Origin of the sequence: Nocardia araoensis NBRC 100135 (genome assembly GCF_000308435.1) — a bacterium.
In the GTDB taxonomy this organism is placed as follows: domain Bacteria; phylum Actinomycetota; class Actinomycetes; order Mycobacteriales; family Mycobacteriaceae; genus Nocardia; species Nocardia araoensis.
Genome location: NZ_BAFR01000199.1, coordinates 56,287 through 76,414, shown reverse-complemented (window position 1 = coordinate 76,414; position 20,128 = coordinate 56,287). Strand labels below are relative to the sequence as shown.

Annotated in this window: 8 protein-coding genes; 6 read left to right on the top strand and 2 right to left on the bottom strand. The window is 70.1% G+C overall.

Annotated elements, in window-relative coordinates; genetic code table 11:
* The 5 genes from ON21_RS39680 to ON21_RS25880 form a co-directional block, all read left to right on the top strand.
* Positions 1-199, top strand: a 199-nt coding sequence (locus tag ON21_RS39680) for a hypothetical protein (RefSeq protein ID WP_218004147.1), incomplete at its 5' end; no start/stop codon positions are given.
* 352 nt (positions 200-551) lie between these two features.
* A complete protein-coding gene (gene lnt, locus ON21_RS25895; protein ID WP_051021351.1) occupies positions 552-2,216 on the top strand; it encodes an apolipoprotein N-acyltransferase in 1,665 nt (554 codons plus the stop codon).
* A 376-nt stretch (positions 2,217-2,592) separates the two neighbouring features.
* The gene (locus ON21_RS25890) at positions 2,593-16,215 is read left to right on the top strand and encodes a non-ribosomal peptide synthetase (RefSeq protein ID WP_039801824.1); all 13,623 of its coding nucleotides are present in this window, start codon (positions 2,593-2,595) and stop codon (positions 16,213-16,215) included.
* On the top strand, positions 16,212-17,204 hold the full coding sequence (locus tag ON21_RS25885; RefSeq protein WP_086006488.1) for an ATP-binding cassette domain-containing protein: 993 nt from the start codon (positions 16,212-16,214) through the stop codon (positions 17,202-17,204). Before ON21_RS25890 ends, ON21_RS25885 begins: the two co-directional genes overlap by 4 nt.
* Before the next feature lie 89 nt (positions 17,205-17,293).
* Positions 17,294-18,076: an ABC transporter permease gene (locus ON21_RS25880; protein ID WP_039801859.1), complete on the top strand. Its 783-nt coding sequence runs from the start codon at positions 17,294-17,296 to the stop codon at positions 18,074-18,076.
* A 75-nt stretch (positions 18,077-18,151) separates the two neighbouring features.
* Here the strand turns inward: ON21_RS25880 and ON21_RS25875 are convergent, their stop codons facing one another.
* A complete protein-coding gene (locus ON21_RS25875) occupies positions 18,152-18,487 on the bottom strand; it encodes an RNA polymerase-binding protein RbpA (protein WP_039801823.1) in 336 nt (111 codons plus the stop codon).
* 243 nt (positions 18,488-18,730) lie between these two features.
* On the opposite strand from ON21_RS25875, the gene ON21_RS25870 reads away from it, so the two are divergent.
* Complete coding sequence (locus ON21_RS25870) at positions 18,731-19,051, top strand: hypothetical protein (RefSeq protein ID WP_039801822.1); 321 nt, start codon at positions 18,731-18,733, stop codon at positions 19,049-19,051.
* Here ON21_RS25870 and ON21_RS25865 read toward each other — a convergent pair.
* The gene (locus tag ON21_RS25865) at positions 19,023-20,084 is read right to left on the bottom strand and encodes a hypothetical protein (protein ID WP_086006487.1); all 1,062 of its coding nucleotides are present in this window, start codon (positions 20,082-20,084) and stop codon (positions 19,023-19,025) included. The two genes, ON21_RS25870 and ON21_RS25865, sit on opposite strands and share 29 nt — an antisense overlap.
* Positions 20,085-20,128: the final 44 nt, after the last annotated feature.

Genomic DNA, 20,128 nt, shown 5'->3' with positions numbered 1-20,128 from the left:
GGGGACAACGCCCGGTGTCGCGCGCCCTTTCTCCGTCGACGGTCGCGCGGTTTGGCACTGCGTGCCAGCGCCGGATTCCTCGCGGATCGGGGCGTGCGTCGGCGGCATCACCCGGCGTGGCTGGTTCGGCGGGCGGTTCTCCGGATCGCGGGCTCGCATCCGGCAGCTGGAAGACGGAGGTCTGTCCGGCGCGACGTGACCGGGAAACCGATATCTGGCGGATGGCGGCTAACGATCGGAGGGCTTCCAGCGATGAGCGAGTGGACGCCTGTGGACTCGTGTGCAGTGGCGGTCCGCAGTAGTCCGTGCCATGCCTCCGCCCGCTCGACCCTGTGGCTCGAATCCGCCACCGGGTGGACGGGGGTCGGCTGGTGTCTCGGCGTGCGCCTACGGAGTATGGCGGACTTGATATTTGGTGTGATAAAGATCACTTCTTGGGTCGGATTCGGTTTCGTCGAGCGGTGCGCGTCGACATCGGCTGTGTGGTCTACGGCTGACCGGCGACGGCCGGTGCGATGGCGGACAGTGGCCCAGTGATGGTGCGAGAGGCAATGCTCGGGTCGGTGCGGAAGGTATCGGCGGTGGTACGCCGTTATCCGGTGGCGACCCGATCGGTGGCTGCGGTCGTCGCGGGCCTGCTGCTGTTCGGCAGCTTCCCGCCCCGGCCGTGGTGGTTCCTCGCGCCTCTGGGCGTGGCGGTGCTGACCCTCGTCGTACGCGGCGACGGCCGTCTGCGGGCGGGTTTCGGATATGGATTCCTGGCCGGAGCGGCGTTTTTCGTCCCGCTCCTGCCATGGACCGGAATCTACGTCGGGCCGCTGCCGTGGCTCGCGCTGTCCACTGCGTGCGCGGTGTACCTGGGCGTGTTCGGCTTGCTCGGCCGGCTCGTCGGCGCCCTGCCCGGCTGGCCGCTGTGGGTGGCACTGGCCTGGAGCGCGGCCGAATGGGGCAGATCCAGCTTTCCGTTCGGCGGTTTTCCCTGGGGCCGTTTGGCCTTCGGCCAGGCCGACGGCTGGTTCCTGTCGTTGGCCGCGGTCGGCGGCGCCCCGCTGGTCGGGTTCGCGGTCGCGCTCACCGGAACCGGTACGGCGGCGTTGGTGTCCTTGCTGTGGTCGGCTCGTGCCGCGGGTGGCGGGTACGAAACCGCTCCCGAACCGGGCGCATCCGGACCGGCCGTCGTCGGCGGCCCCGCCCCGGCGACCCGACTAGGATATGTCGCTGTTGTTTTCGCCATCCTCGTCATGCCGCTGAGCGGACTGCTGCTCAGGGCCACGCTGCCCGATCCGGACGGGGGCGGCCGAATGGTCACTGTGGCGGCGATCCAGGGCAGCGTGCCGCGCCTCGGGTTGGACTTCAACGAGCAGCGGCGGGCCGTGCTGGACAACCACGTCCGGCGCACCGAGGAACTGGCCGACGAGGTGGCGGCGGGCCGCGCGCCGCGTCCGGATGTGGTGATCTGGCCGGAGAACTCCTCCGATATCGATCCGCTGCGCAACGCCGACGCCGCTGCCCTGATCACCGCCGCCTCCGAGCGGATCGGCGCGCCCATCCTGGTCGGCGCCGTGCTGGTCAACTCGGACCGGACGACGACCAACTCGGTGATGGTGTGGAACGGCGCGGCGGGTCCGGGCGAACGGCACGACAAGAAGATCATCCAGCCATTCGGCGAATATCTGCCCATGCGGAGTTTCTTCCGGCTTTTCTCCGAATATGCCGATCGGGCGGGGTATTTCGTACCGGGAAATGGTGACGGAGTTGTGCACGCGGCGGGTATCGACATCGGTGTCGCGACGTGCTATGAGGTGGCTTTCGACCGATCGTTCGAGGACGCGATGCGCGCCGGCGCCCAGCTTCTCACCGTGCCGACGAACAACGCGACCTTCGGCGACAGCGAGATGACCTATCAGCAGTTGGCCATGTCCCGCGTCCGCGCCGTCGAGCACGGTAGAGCGCTGGTTGTCGCGGCCACGTCCGGTGTGAGCGCCATTATCGCCGCCGACGGCAGTGTGCGAGAGGAATCCCCGTTGTTCGTGCCCGCCGCGCTGGTCGCGCAGCTGCCATTGCGCAACGACACCACTCTCGCAACGCGAATCGGACCCGCACCCGAGCGGATCTTCGTTATCCTGACGGCTGCCGCCGCGCTGGCGGCGGTCTTGCGGCGGCGATCCGCGCGCGCGGACTCGGGAACCGGCCGTCGAGTCGTCGGCCACCGCTAGATCCTGCTCTACCCGCTTTTACCGAACATTCGGTCTGTTCTTTCCCCTGCCGCCCCGAAAGCAAAGGTGCGTAATCCAGTTGCGCGCTGTTCGCCGGACAACTGAAGCGATCAGGGGAGTAGCATCGAACAGTCTGGTCAGGACCCGTTTTGCTTCGGTTCGACCTAGTTGAGTCGCAATGTTTGCGGAAATGTAACCAACCAAAGTGGCCTTCTGCCAAGGACGTTGGATGTGAAACAAATCCAAAACGTCGGCAATCCGGCTGATGCGACGCTCCGAATCATAGGGCGTGGATTACGTCCTACGGCTGGCGCGCGTGCGCTTGCTGGGGCGGTGCTCGGGGAGTTGCGTCAACAGCGGCAGAACGGAGTGATTGATGAGTTCATTGGCCACGGATCGCGTCGACCAATGTTCATCCGGCGAATTCTCGGCCCAACCGTTTGCGCTGTCACCCGCACAGACAGCACTCTGGTACGCGCAGCGAATTCGCCCCGACGTACCGCTGACGATCTCCCAGTACGTCAGGATCCGCGGTCACCTGGACGAGGGGCGGCTGCTGTACGCGATCGAGCGGTTCGGCGCGGAGACCCAGGTGGGTCAAGTACGCATGGTGGAGATAGATGGCACTCCGTATCAGATCGTGGATCCGGTGCACCGGCCCGGCTGGACCCGTATCGATCTGCGCGGAGAAGCCGACCCGTACGCCGCGGCGCTGCGCTGGATGCACGAGCACACGAGTTCGCCGATCGATCTGGAACGTGACGCGCTGACCTCCAACGCGGTCCTGCGGATCGGGGACTCCGACTACATCTGGTATTCGTTCGCCCACCACATCGTCATCGACGGCTACGGTGCGATGAACGCGCTCACCCGCACCGCGGAGATCTACACCGCGCTGGAGAACCGGACCGAGCCGGTCGCGTCGCGGGCGACGCCGCTGGCCGAGATCTACGCCGACGAGGCGCAGTACCACAACTCCCGCCGTTTCCACAGCGACCGCGAGTACTGGCTCGGACAGCTGGCGGGCGTGGGAGAGCCGGTGAGCCTCGGCGGCGCCCGCCTCGGTGCCGCCACCCACGACGCGGGCCGCAGACTGGCCACGGCCGTGCTCGACGACGAGCGCCATGCCGCGATCGACGCGGCGACTCGCACGTTGAACACCACCGACGCGGCGGTGTTCGTCGCGGCGCTCGCCGCCTACGTGCGATCGGTGACGGGCAACGCGGACGTGGTGCTGAGCCTGCCGGTCTCGGCACGCACCACGGTGTCGCTGCGCCGCTCGGCGGGCGTGATCTCCAACGTCGTGCCGATCCGGCTGCGTTTCGACGCGGCGACCACGATCGGGGATCTGGTGAAGGCGGCCGAACTGCAGATCACCGGCGCCCTGCGGCATCAGCGCTACCGGCACGACGACATCCGGCGCGACAGCGGCTACTCCCGCGACGCGCGCGGATTCTTCGGCCCGATGGTGAACCTGATGCTGTTCCACGACGAGCTGCGGTTCGGCAGTCTCGTCGGCTCCATGCACGTGCTGGCCACGGGCCCGGTGGAAGATCTCTCCGTCAACGTCTACAACGGCGCGGGCGGCCGCCTGCACGTCGACTTCGAAGCCAATCCCCGCCTCTACGGCGAGGCCGAAGTGAGCGTGCACCACGCACGCTATCTGGACTTCCTGGGCCGCTTCCTGGCCGCCGAGGCCACGGCGCCCGCCGAGTCGCTCGGCGCGATCACCCCCGCCGAGCGGGAACAGGTGCTGCACGGGTGGAACGCCACCGTGGCGCCCCGGCAGGAAGGCACCCTCGCGAGCATCTTCGCCGAGCGCGTCGCGTCCGCTCCCGACGCGATCGCGCTCGAGTTCGGCGACGAGTCGCTGACCTACGCCGAACTCGACGCTCGCGCCAATCGATTGGCCAGGCTGCTGATCGCGCGCGGCGCCGGACCGGACACGACGGTCGGCCTGTGCCTGCGCCGCAGCCTCGACCTGGTGGTCGGCATGTACGCGATCGTGCAGGCGGGGGCGGCGTACCTGCCGCTGGACACCGAGCACCCGGCCGAGCGGATCGCGCAGATCGTGCAGCAGGCCGAGCCGCTCTGCGTGCTCACGGCGAGCCGCGACGACGTGGAACTGCCCGCGACGGTCACGCGGCTGGACATCGATACCGCACGGGTCGCCGGTTACGACGACGCGCCGGTCACCGACGCAGACCGCACGGCGGCACTGCGCCCCGACCACCTCGCCTACGTCATCTTCACCTCCGGATCGACCGGAAAGCCCAAGGGTGTCGGCGTGACCCATGCCGCCATCGTCAACCGGCTGCGCTGGATGCAGCACGAGTACCCGCTGGGCCGCGACGACGCGGTGCTGCAGAAGACCCCGGCCACCTTCGACGTCTCGGTGTGGGAGTTCTTCTGGCCCTTACAGGCCGGCGCGCGCTTGGTGATCGCCGCCCCCGACGGGCACCGCGACCCGGCGTACCTCGCGCAGGTCATCGCCGAAAAACGCATCACCACAGCGCATTTCGTGCCATCCATGCTATCGGTGTTCGTCACCGAGGCCGATCTGCGCGGCTGCGCCTGCCTGCATCGGGTGTTCTGCAGCGGGGAGGCGCTGCCCGCCGCCGCCGTGCGGGAGTTCTACGCGGCGCTGCCCGCCTCCGAACTACACAACCTGTACGGCCCGACCGAGGCCGCCGTGGACGTCACCTACTGGGCGTGCCGGCCCGATGCCACCGCCGTGCCGATCGGCTCGCCGGTGTGGAACACCGAGACCTACGTGCTGGACGACCGGTTGCAGCCCGTACCGCCCGGCGTGGTCGGCGAGCTGTATCTCGCCGGAGTCCAGCTGGCTCGCGGCTACCTGAGACAGCCGCGACTGACCGCGGACCGGTTCGTCGCCGATCCCTTCACTCCCGGCGCCCGGATGTACCGCACCGGCGACCTGGCACGCTGGCAGATCGGCCGCTCCGGCGCCGAGCCGGGCGTGCTGGAGTACCTGGGCCGCAGCGACTTCCAGGTGAAGATCCGTGGCCTGCGCATCGAGCTCGGTGAGATCGAGGCCGCCCTGCTCGAGGACTCGAAGGTGGCTCGCGCGGTATGCGTGGCGCACACCGGACGCACCGGCGACGAGCTGGTCGCCTACGTGGTCGCGGCGAAGCAGGACGACGAGGATGCGCCGCTGGACACGGCCGCCCTGCTCACCGCGCTGCGCCGCACGCTGCCCGGGTACATGGTGCCCTCCGCGCTGGTGGAGCTCGACGAGCTGCCGCTGAGCGCCAACGGCAAGATCGATCGCAAGGCGCTGCCGGTGCCCACGCCGGCCACGCGGTCGATCCGGACGATCGCCGAACCGCGCACCGAGGTGGAGCGGGTGCTCGCGGGCATCTTCGCCGAGGTTCTCGAGACCGAGGTCGGCATCGAGGACAACTTCTTCGATCTCGGCGGCAACTCGCTCATCGCCGCACGGGCGGTGTCCAGGATCAACGCCGCTCTCGGCACCGGGCTGACCATCCGCGATCTGTTCGAGTCCGCGACGATCGCGGCGCTCACCCGCCGGTTCGCCATGCAGACCACGGACGTCTCCTCGCCGCGGCTGACGCCGGCCGAACGGCCGGAGCGGATCCCGCTGTCGCAGGCGCAGCAGCGGCTGTGGATCCTGAACCGGTTCTCCGAACACGCCGCCGCGTACAACATGCCGCTGGCGGTGGAGGTGGAGGGTCCACTCGACGTGACCGCGTTGCGGGCGGGCCTGGTGGACGTCATCGAACGGCACGAGAGTCTGCGCACCACCTTCCCGGAGTCGCCGGAGGGGCCCTACCAGCTGATCCATGCGGCCGAGGCGATCCCGTTGACGCTCGACCCGATCGATGTCACCGCCGCCGACGTGGCGGAGCTGGCGACCGAGTACGCCGGGTACGGCTTCGATCTGCGCAGCCAGGCCCCGATCCGGGTGGCGCTCTACCGCACCGGCCCGCAGCGGCACGTCTTCCTCGTCGTGCTCCATCACATCTGCGGTGACGGCTGGTCCATCGCGCCGTTGGCCAAGGACCTGATGACGGCGGTGGCCGCGCGGGCGAACGGCATGGAGCCGCAGTGGACGCAACTGCCGGTGCAGTACGCCGACTTCGCCCTGTGGCAGCGCGAACTGCTCGGCGACGAGTCCGATCCGGCCAGCGCGCTCAGCCGCCAGCTCACCCACTGGCGCACGGAGCTGGCCGGGCTCCCCGAGCAACTCGATCTCCCGCTGGACCGCCCGCGCCCACTGCGCAGGTCGACCGTCGGCGGCCGGGTCGAGTTCACCATTCCCGCCGAGATCCGTCGCGCGGCAATAGAACTCGCGGCCAGCCGCGGCGTGAGCATGTTCATGGTGCTACACGCGGCACTGGCGACTCTGCTGTCGCGGCTGTGCGCGAGCGGTGACATCGCGATCGGCACCCCGATCGCGGGCCGTTCCGATCCGGCGCTCGACGACTTGGTCGGCATGTTCGTCAACACCCTCGTCCTGCGCACCGCGGTCGACCCGGCGGCCGGGTTCGACCGGATGCTCGACGTGGTGCGGGAGACCGACCTCAACGCTTTCGCCAACGCCGACGTGCCGTTCGAGCGTCTGGTCGAGGTGGTCAACCCGGAGCGTTCCCCGTCGCGGCACCCGTTGTTCCAAGTGATGCTGTCCTATGACCACGCGCCGGACCTGCGGATCGAGTTGCCAGGGGTCCGCGCCACCGTGCTGCCGATCGCCTCCGACGTCGCCAAGTTCGATCTGCAGTTGGTCGTCCACGACGACTCGGGCGACGGACCGTTGTCGGCCGAATTCGGCTATACGACAGATGTCTTCGATCAGTCCACGGTGCAGTCGTTCGCCCGCCGGTTCATCGCGGTGCTGGCGGGCGGCGTGGCCGCTCCCGAGCTGCCGGTCGGCGACCTGCCGATCCTCGACCGGAGGGAGAGCGAGCACCTGGTGCCCCTCGGGGGCGCGCCCGCCGAGCCGTCGATCACCCTGGCCGGCTTGCTGACCGGCACCGCGCGCAGGCTGCCGGACGCGGTGGCGGTTCGCTACCTCGGCGTCGACACCACCTACCGCGAACTCGACGAGCGATCGAACGCGTTGGCGCGGGTCCTCATCGAGCACGGCGCCGGTCCCGAGACGGTCGTCGCGATCGCGCTGCCGCGCGGGCTCGACGCGATCACCGCGGTGTGGTCCGTTGCCAAAACCGGTGCGGCCTACGTGCCGATCGATCCGAACTACCCCGGCGATCGGATCGCGCACATGATCGGCGACTCCGGCACGATGCTCGGCCTGACCGACCCCGACTGCCTCGCCGCCATGCCCGCCGTGCCCACCACGCGGGGCAAGCACCGCAAGACCCAGGTCGACTGGCTGGTCCTCGGCTCGGGCGACTTGACCGCCGAACTGGCGGACCGGTCGGCGGATCCGATCACCGACGACGAGCGGCTGCAACCGATGCGGGTGAGCCACCCGGCGTACCTCATCTACACCTCCGGGTCCACCGGCACGCCGAAAGCGGTCGTCGTGACCCACGCCGGGCTCGCCTCGCTCGCCAGCGAGCAGAACTATTTGTTCGGCATCTCGGACGCGGCGCGCACACTGCACTTCTCCTCGCCCAGTTTCGACGCGTCGGTGCTGGAGCTGCTGCTGGGCTTCGCCGCGGGCGCCACGATGGTGATCGCCCCGCCGGGCATGTACGGCGGCGACGAGCTGGCCGCGTTGCTGCGCGAGGAGCGGGTCACCCACGCCTTCGTGACACCGGCCGCGCTGGCCACCGTGCCGAGCGAGGGGCTCGACCACCTGGAGACGGTCGTCGTCGGCGGCGACGCCTGCTCGGAGGAACTCGTCGAGACCTGGACCGCCGGGCATCGGATGCACAACATGTACGGTCCCTCGGAGGCCACCGTCGCGGTGACCGCGAGCGGGCCGGTGCGGCCCGGCCGTCCGGTGCCGCTCGGTGCGCCGGTCCGCGGCATGCGTCTGTTCGTGCTGGACAATCGCCTGCATCCGGTGCCGCCGGGCACGCCGGGCGAGCTGTACGTGTCGGGTCCCGGCGTCGCCCGCGGCTACCACAACCGTTTCGGTCTGACCGCGCTGCGGTTCGTGCCCAACCCGCACGGCAGGCGCGGGGAGCGGATGTACCGCACCGGCGATCTGGTCGTCATGGAGCGGTCCGGGCAGCTGCGTTTCCTCGGGCGCGCGGACGATCAGATCAAGATCCGCGGTTTCCGTATCGAACTGCGTGAGATCGACAACGTGTTGCGCCTGCATCCCGGTATCCGATTCGCGCTCACCGTGGTGCACACCGACGACCAGGGGCAGGTACGGCTGGCGTCGTATGTGACGGCCGACCGGCCGGTCGAGGCGCGGGCTGTGCTGGAGACCGCGCGTCAGCGGCTGCCCGGTTACATGGTGCCCGCGTCGGTGGCGGTGCTCGACGAGATCCCGGTGACGCCCGCGGGCAAGCTGGATCGAAAGGCGTTGCCGGAGCCCGTATTCGAGGCGGCGGGGACTTCCCGTCCGCCGAGCACCGCATTGGAGCTCGGTGTGGCGGGCGTGTTCGGCGGGGTGCTCGGACGCCCGGTGACCGGAGTCGAGGACAGCTTCTTCGATCTCGGCGGCAACTCGCTGCTGGCCACCCGGCTCGCCGCCGCGCTGCACGCGGAATTCGGTGTGGAGCTGCCGGTGCGGTCGCTGTTCGAGGCGCCCACGGTCGCCGGAGTCGCCGAGCAACTGGATCGAGCGCCCCGGACGCAGCGGCAGGCGCTGGCGGTGCAGACGCCGCGTCCGGGACGCATTCCATTGTCGCTGCCGCAGCAGCGTTTGTGGTTCATCAATCGATTCGCGCCCGAATCGAGCGCGTACAACATCGCTTTCGTGATCCGCGTGGCGGGCGATCTGGACGTGCCCGCGCTGCGCGAAGCGATCACCGACGTGGTGCGGCGGCACGAAGTGCTGCGCACCGTCTTCCCGGAGGACGCCGAAGGCGCGCAGCAGGTGGTGCTGCCGGTCGAGCGGGCGGTGCCGGAGGTGGTGGTCACCGACATCGACGACTCCGGTGCCGAGGCCGCCCTGGACGCGTTGGCGCACAGCGGTTTCGACCTCACCACGCAGCCGCCGCTGCGGGTGTCGCTGCTGCGCACCTCGCCCGAGCGTTACCTGCTCGGGGTGGTGCTGCACCACATCGCCGCCGACGGCTGGTCGCTCGGTCCGCTGACCAGGGACCTGGCCGTGGCCTACGCGGCGCGGCATCAGGGCGATGCGCCGTCGTGGACGCCGCTTCCGGTGCAATACGCTGACTTCGGGCTCTGGCAACGTGCCTGCCTCGGTTCGGAAGCCGATCCGGACAGCGTCGCGGCGACCCAATTGGAGTACTGGCGCACCGCGCTCGCCGATATCCCCGACCAGTTGCCGCTGCCCTACGACCGGCCGCGCCCCGAGGAGCCGACGCAGCAGGCCGGTACGGTGCGCTTCACGGTGCCCGAGCAGGTGCGGCGCGGGCTCGCCGCACTGGCCCGCGATCGCGGCGTCAGCAAGTTCATGGTGCTGCGTTCGGCGTTCGCGGTGTTGTTGCGCTGCGTCACCGGCGGCCGGGACATCGTGATCGGCACCCCGGTGGCGGGGCGTACCGATACCAAGCTCGACGAACTGGTGGGCATGTTCGTGAACACGCTGGTGCTGCGCTCCGACGTGGACCCGGACCACAGCTTCACCGACTTGCTGCGCGCCGACCGGGATACCGAGCTGGCCGCGCTGGCGCACGCCGACATCCCGTTCGAGCGGATCGTGGACGAACTCGGCGCCGAGGCCCGCTCCTCGAGCCGTCACCCGCTGTTCCAGGTGGCGCTGAGTGTGCAGGACGCTCCGGTGCCCGCCCTGGAACTGCCCGGCCTCGCGTTGCGCGCGGAGCCGCTGGACATCGCACTGGCGAAGTTCGACTTGGAGCTACGGGTCGCCAACGGCACCGGCCCCGACGAGACCGACAGCGTATACGAATTCGTCTATGCTGCCGAGCTTTTCGACGCGACGACGATCGAGACGCTGGTGGACCGATTCCTGCGCGTGCTCGCCGCCGTCACCGCCGACCCGCGTGTGCTGATCCGCGACGTCGACGCGCGTACCGATCACGAGCGCCGCACACTCGCCCCGGCGCGGGGCGGGCGGGCGAGCGAGCCGTGCACGCTTGCCGCGTACTTCACCGCCACCGCGCAGCGGTTCCCGCACAACACGGCGCTGTGCGCGGGGACGACGTCGTTGACCTATGCCGAACTCGACCGGCGCTCGAACCGCTTGGCGCGCGCGCTCATCGCGCGCGGACTCGGTCCGGGAACCCGGGTGGCGCTCGGGCTCGTCCGCTCGATCGATTCGGTGGTTGCCTTGCTGGCGGCCGCGAAGTCGGGCGCGACGTTCGTCCCGATCGACCCGAAGTACCCGGCCGAGCGCATCCGGCACATGCTCGCCGACTCCGGTTGCGCGATCGGCGTCACGGTCGCCGCGTATGCGGGGCAGCTGCGCACGGCCGCCCCGGCCGAGCGGGACATCGAGTGGTTGCTGCTGGACCGTCCCGAATTCGCGGCCGAACTCGAAGGCCACGACGACGCGCCGATCCACGACCGCGAGCGCAGGCGCGCCGTCCACGTGGCGGATCTGGCCTACCTGGTCTACACCTCCGGATCGACCGGAACGCCCAAGGGCGTCGCGGTGACGCACAGCGGTCTGTCCAACCTGGCCGACGAGATCCGCGACCGCCTCGGCGTCGGCGAGCGTTCCCGCACACTGCACTTCGCGACGCCGAGTTTCGACGCGGCGATCCTGGATCTGCTGATCGCGCTGGGCGCGGGTGCGGCGATGGTGATCTGCCCGACCGACATCTACGGCGGCGACGAGCTCGCCGCGCTGCTGGAACGCGAGCGGGTATCCCACGGCTTCGTGACCCCGGCCGCGCTGGCCACGATCGATCACGAGCGCTGGCCGTTGCCGCACTTGCGTGCGCTCATGGTCGGCGGCGAGGCGGTGGCGCCGGACCTGGTGGCGCGCTGGGCGCCGGGACGTGTGCTGTGCGACGTGTACGGACCCACCGAGACCACCGTGGTGATCACGATCTCCCGTCCGATGCGCGTCGGCGATCCGATCACGATCGGCAGCCTGGTGCGCGGAGCCAGGGCATCGGTGCTCGACGAGCGGTTGCGCCCGGTGCCGGTGGGCGTTCCCGGCGAGCTGTACCTCGCGGGACATGGCATCGCGCGCGGGTACTTCGACCGATTCGGTCTCACCGCAAGCCGCTTCGTGGCCGATCCGTGCGGCCCGGCGGGCGCCAGGATGTACCGGACCGGAGACGTGGTGCGCTGGAACGCCTCCGGCGAGCTGGTCTACCTCGGGCGCAGCGACCACCAGGTGAAGCTGCGCGGTTTCCGGGTCGAACTCGGCGAGATCACCGCCGCGCTCGGCGAACACCCGTCGGTGCGGTTCGCGCACACCGAGGTGCGCCGCATCGCGGGCGCCGACCGGATCGTCGCCTTCGTGCAGCCCACCGACCGGGTGGCCGGCGTGGACACCGAGGAGGTGCGCGCCTTCGTGGCACGCAGGCTGCCCACGCACATGGTGCCCTCGGGCCTCACCGTGCTGGACACCATCCCGCTGACTCCGGTCGGCAAGCTGGACGTGAGCGCACTGCCGGAACCGCAGTTGCTCGGGGATTCGACCGGCCGTGCGCCGCGGACCGACGCGGAGCGCTTGGTGGCCGCGGTGATGGAGGAGCTGATCGGCGCCGACGGTGTGCGCGCCGACGACAGCTTCTTCGACATCGGGGGCAACTCGCTGCTGGCGACCCAGCTCGTCGCGCGGCTGGCCGCGGCGACGAATGTGCGGCTCGCCGTGCGCACCGTGTTCGCCACGCCGACGGTCGCCGGGCTCGCCGAGTTGCTGGACGCGGGCGCCGCGTCCGACTCGGACCGCCCCGCGCTGGTGCGCCGCGAGCGCCCGGAGCGCGTCCCGCTGTCGGCCGCGCAGCGGCGGCTGTGGTTCCTGAACCGGTTCAACGCCGGGTCGGGCGCCGGACAGTCGGCGGGCGCCTACAACGTCCCGCTCGTGCTGCGCATGACCGGCCACCTCGATGTCAGCGCGCTGGTCTCCGCGCTGCACGCGGTGCAAGCCAGACACGAAACGCTGCGCACGGTGTTCCCGGAGACCGACGGCGCACCCGCACAGGTCGTGCTCGACCCGGCCGAGGCGGCGATCTCGCTGACGCGGATGACGGTGCGCCCGGAAGAGGTCGAGACCGCCGTGCGACGTTTCGCCGCACCGGGATTCGATCTGGCCGCCACCGTGCCGATCCGCGCGGCGCTGATCTCGGTGCCGATCGGCGAGCCCGCGCAGCACGTGCTCGTCGTCGTGGTGCATCACATCGCGATGGACGGATGGTCGCTCGAGCCGCTGGCCGCCGACGTCGCCGTCGCCTACCGCGCGGCCTGCGGCGGCGCCGCGCCGGACTGGGCGGAGCCCGAGGTCCAGTACGCCGACTACACCCTGTGGCAGCAGGACGTGCTGGGCAGCGAGGACGACCCCGACTCGGCGGTGAGCAGGCAGCTGGAGTACTGGCGACGCACCCTGGACGGCATCCCCGAGTTGCTGACCGTGCCCGCCGACCGGCCGCGTCCGCCCGCTCCGTCCTACCGGGGCGGCACCGTGGAGTGCGCGGTGGACCCGGTGACCCACCGCGAGCTGCGGATGATCGCGGGCAGCAACAACGTCAGCCTCTTCATGGTCCTGCACGCCGCGCTCGCGGTGCTACTGCATCGGATGACCGCTACCGACGACATCACCGTCGGTACTCCGATCGCGGGCCGCGGCCATCCCGCGCTGGACCGGCTGGTCGGCATGTTCGTCAACACCCTGGTGCTGCGCACGCGGATCGACCCTGGCGCGCGGTTCACCGATCTGCTGCACGGAGTGCGCGAATCCGACCTGGACGCCTTCGCCCACGCGGACCTGCCGTTCGAACGCCTGGTGGAGGTGCTCAACCCGGCCAGGTCCCAGGCGCATCATCCGATGTTCCAGGTGATGCTCTCGGTGCGCAACGAGCCGGTCGGCGGCCTGGACCTGCCCGGCCTGCACATCGAGGCGGCCGACATCGACACCGGGATCGCCAAGTTCGATCTCCAGTTCACCTTGACCGAAACGCAGACCCCGCACCGTGATCCGGCCGGTATCACGGTGGCGGTGAACTACGCGATGGACCTGTTCGACGAGCCGACCGCGCAGCGGCTCGGCAAGCGCCTGACCCGCCTGCTTGCCGCGATCGCCGCCAGCCCCACCACCCCGGTGGGCGATCTGGAAGTGCTCGATCCCGCCGAGTGGTCGGGGCTGGCTCCGGTGCGCGGGGCCAAACCGGACCGGCCGATCACCTTCCCCGAAGTGTTCGAGCGGGCCGCGAGCGTCGACCGGGCGGGCATCGCCCTGGTCTCCGACGGCACCGAGGTGACCTACGACGCCCTGGATCGCTGGACCAACCGGCTGGCGCGCGTGCTGATCGCTCGTGGCGTCGGCCCGGAAACGCTGGTGGCACTGGGTATTCCGCGGTCGATCGAGTCGGTGGCGACGGTGCTCGCGGTGGCCAAGGCCGGAGCGGCGTTCGTGCCGGTCGACCCGCTGTACCCGAAGCAGCGCATCGCGCACATGCTGTCGGATTCCGGTGCGGCCCTTGGTATCACGCTCGCGGGCTATCGCGGCGAGTTGCCCGAGGGCGCGGAGTGGATCGTGCTCGACGATCCGGCGTTCCGCCGCCGGGTGCTCGACGCGCCGGACGTGCCGATCGCCGACGCGGAGCGCCTGGCTCCGCTGCGGATCGACAACCCCGCGTACGTCATCTACACGTCCGGATCCACCGGAACGCCGAAGGGCGTGATGGTCACCCACGGTGGATTGTCGAACTTCGCCGCCGAGACCGCCCACCGGTTCGACGTGCAGCCGGGGTGCCGGGTACTGCACTTCGCGACGCCGAGCTTCGACGCCGCGATGCTCGATCTGCTGTTGTCCCTCGGCGGTGCGGCGACCCTGGTGATCACGCCCAGCGGTGTGGTCGGCGGCGACGAACTGCGGGAGGTCTTCGCCACGGAGCGGATCACCCACGCGTTCATCACCACCTCCGCGCTCGGCACGGTCGACCCTCGCGGTCTGCCCGAGTTGCAGCACGTGCTGGTCGGCGGTGAGGCGCTGCCCCCGGACCTGGTGACCAGGTGGGCGCCGGACCGCAATCTGTACAACGTCTACGGCCCGACCGAGACCACCATCGTCACGGTGATCTCGCAGCCGATGACACCCGGCGAGCCGATCACCATCGGCGGACCCATTCGCGGCGTCAACGCCGCGATCCTCGACGCGCGGCTGCATCCGGCTCCGCTCGGGGTGACCGGCGAGCTGCACCTGTCCGGTGACGCGTTGGCCCGCGGCTACCTGAACCGTCCTGGTCTGACCGCTCAACGGTTCGTCGCCAACCCGTTCGGCAAACCGGGGGAGCGGATGTACCGCACCGGCGATCTGGTGCGCTGGTGGGCCGGGTCGCGCGACCACGCGCCGTCGGCGGACGCCGGGCCGGAGATCGAGTACGTCGGCCGCACCGACCATCAGGTCAAGATCCGCGGTTTCCGCATCGAACTCGGCGAGATCGACGCCGCGCTCGCCCGCCACGGCGGGGTGGCGTTCTCGACCACCATCGGGCATCGCACCCCGGCAGGCGCGACCGCGCTGGTGTCGTATGTGAAGCCGCGCGACGGCGTGCCGCTCACCGCGGCCGAGCTCTCCGGGCATGTGGCCGGGCTGGTGCCGAATTACATGGTCCCGCAATCGATCATGCTGCTCGACGAGATTCCGCTGAGCCCGGTGGGCAAGCTGGATCGGGCGAAGCTGCCGGAACCGGTGTTCACCGCGGGCGAGGGCTATCGGGCGCCGTCCACCCCGACGGAGGAGGCGCTGTGCGCGGCCTTCGCCGAGGTACTCGGTGTGGAGTCGGTGGGCGCGGACGACGGCTTCTTCGAGCTCGGCGGCAACTCGCTCCTGGCCACGAAAGTCGTCGCGCGGCTGCGGGAGGCGGGAATCGACCTGCCGGTGCAGTTGATGTTCGGCGACGCGACGCCCGCGGCCATCGCGGCGCGGTTGGACGGCGCGGGCGCGACCTCGGGCGCCGCGGTGGCGGCGATGCTGGCGCCGGTGCTGCCGATCCGGCCGCGCACCGCGGCGAGCCGGGCGCCGCTGTTCTGCGTGCATCCGGCGATCGGTCTGTCCTGGTGCTATTCGGGATTGCTCGCGCACCTGCCCGCGGACCGGCCGGTGTACGGGGTGCAGGCACCGCACGCGGCCGGGCAGGACGGCTACGAGTCGATCGACGAGGCCGCGAGCCACTACGTGGCCGCCATCAAGGAAATTCAGCCGGAGGGGCCCTACCACTTACTCGGCTGGTCGCTCGGCGGACTGATCGCGCAGGAGATGGCGGTTCAGCTGCAAGAGGCGGGCGAGGAGGTCGCGCTGCTGTCGATGATGGACAGCTACCGCCTGTCCGACGAACTGCTCGACCAGGCGACCCCGAGCGTCGCGGAGATCGTCGGAGAGTTCGGCAGCGACGAACTCGGCGCGCAGATCGATCCCGGCATGAGCCTGCGCGAGGCGGCCGAGCTGCTGCGCTCCCGGTCCGGGCCGTTCGCGGCGTTGACCGTCGAGCATCTGGAGCGGCTCTACGCGGGCTACCACAACGGCACCGTGCTCGCGCACAGCTTCCGGCCTCGCCCGTTCGACGGCGACCTGCTGTTCTTCAGCGCGGGCGACGACCCGGTCAACCGGGCCGATCCCGACCGGCGCGCCGACGCCTGGGAGCCGTACGTCACCGGCGCCGTCCACGACCACGAGCTGCGCTGCGCGCACTCCGCGATGACAACGCCGGAGGCACTGGCGGTGATCGGGCCGGTGCTGCGGAGGTGGCTGGAGACGAAGGAGACGCACAGGTGAGCTTCGCGGTGGAAGTGACCGGCCTGATGAAGAATTACGGCCGGGTCCGCGTGCTGGACGAGATCGACCTACGGATTCCCACCGGCACGGTGATGGGCCTGCTCGGCCCCAACGGCGCGGGCAAGACGACGACCGTGCGGATCGTCACCACGCTGCTGAAGCCGTCCGCCGGGTCGGTGCGGGTGGCGGGCGTGGACGTACTGCGCGATCCCGCGGCCGCGCGCAAACGGATCGGCTTGTCCGGCCAGTACGCCGCCGTCGACGCCAACCTGTCCGGTTACGAGAACCTGCGCATGGTGGCCCGGCTCTACGGGATGTCCCCGCGACAAGCGACGGCGCGAGCCACCGAACTGCTCGGGGCGCTCGGCCTCGACTACGCCGCGCACCGCAGAGCGGGAACCTACTCCGGCGGCATGGCCCGGCGGCTGGATCTCGCGGGTGCGCTGGTCGCCCGGCCTGCCGTGGTGGTGCTGGACGAGCCGACCACCGGGTTGGACCCGCGCGGCAGGATGGACATGTGGCGCGTGATCGGCGACCTGGTCGACGACGGGACCACGGTGCTGCTCACCACGCAGTATCTGGAAGAGGCCGACCTGCTGGCCGACCGCATCACCGTCATCGACCACGGGCGGGTCATCGCGCGCGGCTCGGCCGACGAGTTGAAGACCTCGATCGGCGGTGACCGGCTCACCGTCACGCTGGCCCCGGGACAGGCGGCCGAGCCCGCGCTGGCCGTGCTGGCGCAGGTCGGGATCGGCGAACCCGGACACGAGGCGGGCACCGACGAGGTATCGGTGGTGGTCGGCGACGGTTCGCGCACGATGGTGGAGGCCCTGCGCAGGCTCGACGACGCGGGCGTCTGCGTGGTCGACGCGAACGTGCACCGGCCGAGCCTCGACGACGTATTCCTTTCCCTCACCGGCAAACCGGGCGGCGCGACCGTCACGGAACCGGAGACCGACGACGTACAAGAGGAGATCATGTCGTGAGCACGGCAATCGTTGGGGAGGCCGCCCCGGAGGCGGAACAGGAGCCGAAGAAAGCTGCGACGCGACGGGATTCCGCCCCACGGCTGCGGTTGTTCCGGGACAGCGCGATCGTCGCGCACCGCAATCTGCTCACCATCCTGCGCGTGCCGACGCTGCTGGTGACGGCCACGATTCAACCGCTGATGTTCGTGTTCCTGTTCGCCTACATCTTCGGCGCTTCGCTGGGCGGCGGGCAGTACCGCGAATTCCTGCTCGCAGGCATCTTCACCCAGACGGTGGCGTTCAATGCCGCGTTCACCACGGTCGGTCTGGCCGGGGACCTGCAGAAGGGCATCATCGACCGGATGCGGGCGCTGCCGATGTCGCGGCTGGCCGTGCTGATGGGCCGGACGCTGTCGGATCTCGTGGTCAACATCCTCAGCCTGGCGGTGATGGTCGGGTGCGGATACATCGTGGGCTGGCGCATCCACGGCAGCGTCTCCGACGCCGTGCTGGCGTTCGCGGTGATCCTGCTGTTCGCGTTCGCGATGTCCTGGGTCGGTGCGCTGACCGGCCTGCTGTCGCCGACCGTCGAGGTGGCCCAGAGCGCGGGGCTGATCTGGCTGTTCCCGCTGACGTTCATCTCCTCGGCGTTCATCTCGGCGGAGACGCTGCCCGGGCCGCTGCGCACGATCGCCGAGTGGAATCCGATCACCGCGGTGTCGGCGGCGGGTCGCAAGCTGTTCGACAACGACTCGCCGCCCACCTTCGTCCCGCCCAGCGGCTGGGCCGCCGATCACTGCGTCGAATACGCGGCCGCCTGCTCGGTGGCGATCCTCGTGGTGGCCGTGCCGCTGGCGCTGCTGCGCTATCGGAAGGTCGCGAGTCACTGACTCGCGCGACGACGCGCACAGCGAACGGCCGCCGCATCGGGACGATGCGGCGGCCGTTTCGGTATTCGCGAACCGTCAGGCGCGGCGGCGGGTCTTGAGCAGCTCCAAGCGCTCCTTGAGCAACTCCTCGAGCTCCTCCTTGCTGCGGCGCTCCAGCAGCATGTCCCAGTGCGTGCGCGGCGGCTTGACCTTCTTGGTCTCCTGGGTGGTGCCCTCGACCAGCACGCCCTCCTGGCCGTTGCGGCACAGCCAGGTCGGCGGGATCTCGGCGTCGTCGGCGAAGGGGACGTCGAATTCCTCGCCGTTGTCGGTCCGGTACCGGGCGATCCGACGCGGAGCCAGGTCGTGGTCGCGATCGGTCTCGTAGCTCACCGCTCCGAGCCGACTGCCTCGGAGTACGCGATCTGCCATGGTGTGCCTCTCCCTGTGTGCTCGAGTCTTCGTGCGCTGCGACCGTGTCCGCGCGAGTGCGCGGGGCATTCGCCGGACCTGATGTACAACGATCGGGCCTGCGCCGATAGTTCCCGACGCGGCCGCGGTGAACCGTTCCATTGTAGTGCCAGCGTCACAGAAGACTCGTCGCGCCCGAAGACGGGCGATTCGCCGGGGGTCGCTGAGCGGATCGCGGGTAGCGAGCTATTAGTGTTCTGCGTCATGTCGCGCCGCTTGTCCTGCCAGTGGTGTGGGCGGGAGATCGTGGAATCGGAGGCCGGCCGTCGTCGCCGGTACTGCCGCCAGTCCTGTCGCCAACGCGCCTACGAACACCGCAACAGTCTGAAGGGAACGGGAATTCCCGACGACGCGGTCGTGCTCAGTGCCCAGGAGGCCGCCGACCTGGCCGATCGCTGGTTCGCCGCCCGCTGCGCCGCCGAGGACGTCGCCACCGCCATCGCGGAGGGGGCGACGCCCGACGAACTGGCAGCGCTCGGCGAAACGCTCGTCGCGCTCACCCGTGACGCGGAACGCCTGCGCTGACCGGCTGCGCCGTGCGTGGGCGTGCGGCGCAGCCGCGGTGGCGTAGATACACCGCGCCGAGCAGCACGCCGACCGTCGCGGCGAGTCCGCAGGCCGCCGCCAAGGTGGCGGTGTCAGGGTGGACCAGCGACTGGCCGCGCATCGCCTGCCAGAAGACCAGCGCAAGCAGGCCTGCGTAGCCCGCCGCCAGCACACCCACGACGGCCGCGCGGGCGCGTTCCGGGCGCAGCCAGCGGTACCGGGGAGCGAGCCAGGCGAGCGCGACGGCCACCAGCAGCAGCACCTGGATGCCGTGCAGCCCGACGAAGTGCGGAACGCGCAGGTCACCGCCTTCCGTGCTCCAGTGCGTGATCGGCATGCCGCCCATGGCGTCGCGGGCGGCGAGATCGCCGGCGCCGGACAGGACCGTGTGCCCGGCGGCCAATTCGACGAGTCGTCCGTCACTGTCGCGGACGAGTTGCTTGCCGGTGAAGCCCATCAGGTAGCCCAGCGCCATGCCCGCGACGGCCAGGGCCAGGCCGGCATGGACGGCGCGTGCGGTCGGCCGGTCCACCAAACGCTGCCAGGACAGGATCAGCACGATGACCAGGTTGGCCAGGAACAGGCCGGGCACGCCGGAGGCGAAGACCATCTGCCCGATCGAGTTCACCGGGTCGGCCTCGGTGTTGAAGTGGCTGAACGTACCGCGTGCGGCCTGCAGCACGATGAATCCCACATCGATGAGTCCGGTCACCGCGAACACCGTGCCCAGCCACCAGGTGGCCCGGCTGCCCTTGTGCGGCAACGACAGCAGCCACGCCAGGGTGAGGCTGTAGAGGACGAAGGCCGAACCGAATTTCATCGGCTTGAGCCAGACCGATTCGCCGAGCAGTGTGCGGTCGTCGACCAGCATCGCCGCGAGGGAGAACAGGACGAGCGCGGCCATCGCGACGACCGTGCCCAGCAGCGGTCGATGCAGTCGCCCACGCGTCGCCCTCTGCGCTCTCGCTCGCGACTCGGCTTCGGGTGCGGCGGCGAAATGTGTTGTGGACATGGACCGAACGTAGAAATCGCCGACCCCGGCGGTCGTCCCGCCGC

Bases quoted from the DNA above. Each gene is read 5' to 3' on its own strand.
- lnt (WP_051021351.1), top strand. From the start codon at position 552: ATGCTCGGGTCGGTGCGGAAGGTATCGGCGGTGGTACGCCGTTATCCG.
- ON21_RS25890 (WP_039801824.1), top strand. From the start codon at position 2,593: ATGAGTTCATTGGCCACGGATCGCGTCGACCAATGTTCATCCGGCGAA.
- ON21_RS25875 (WP_039801823.1), bottom strand. From the start codon at position 18,487: ATGGCAGATCGCGTACTCCGAGGCAGTCGGCTCGGAGCGGTGAGCTAC.
- ON21_RS25870 (WP_039801822.1), top strand. From the start codon at position 18,731: ATGTCGCGCCGCTTGTCCTGCCAGTGGTGTGGGCGGGAGATCGTGGAA.
- ON21_RS25865 (WP_086006487.1), bottom strand. From the start codon at position 20,084: ATGTCCACAACACATTTCGCCGCCGCACCCGAAGCCGAGTCGCGAGCG.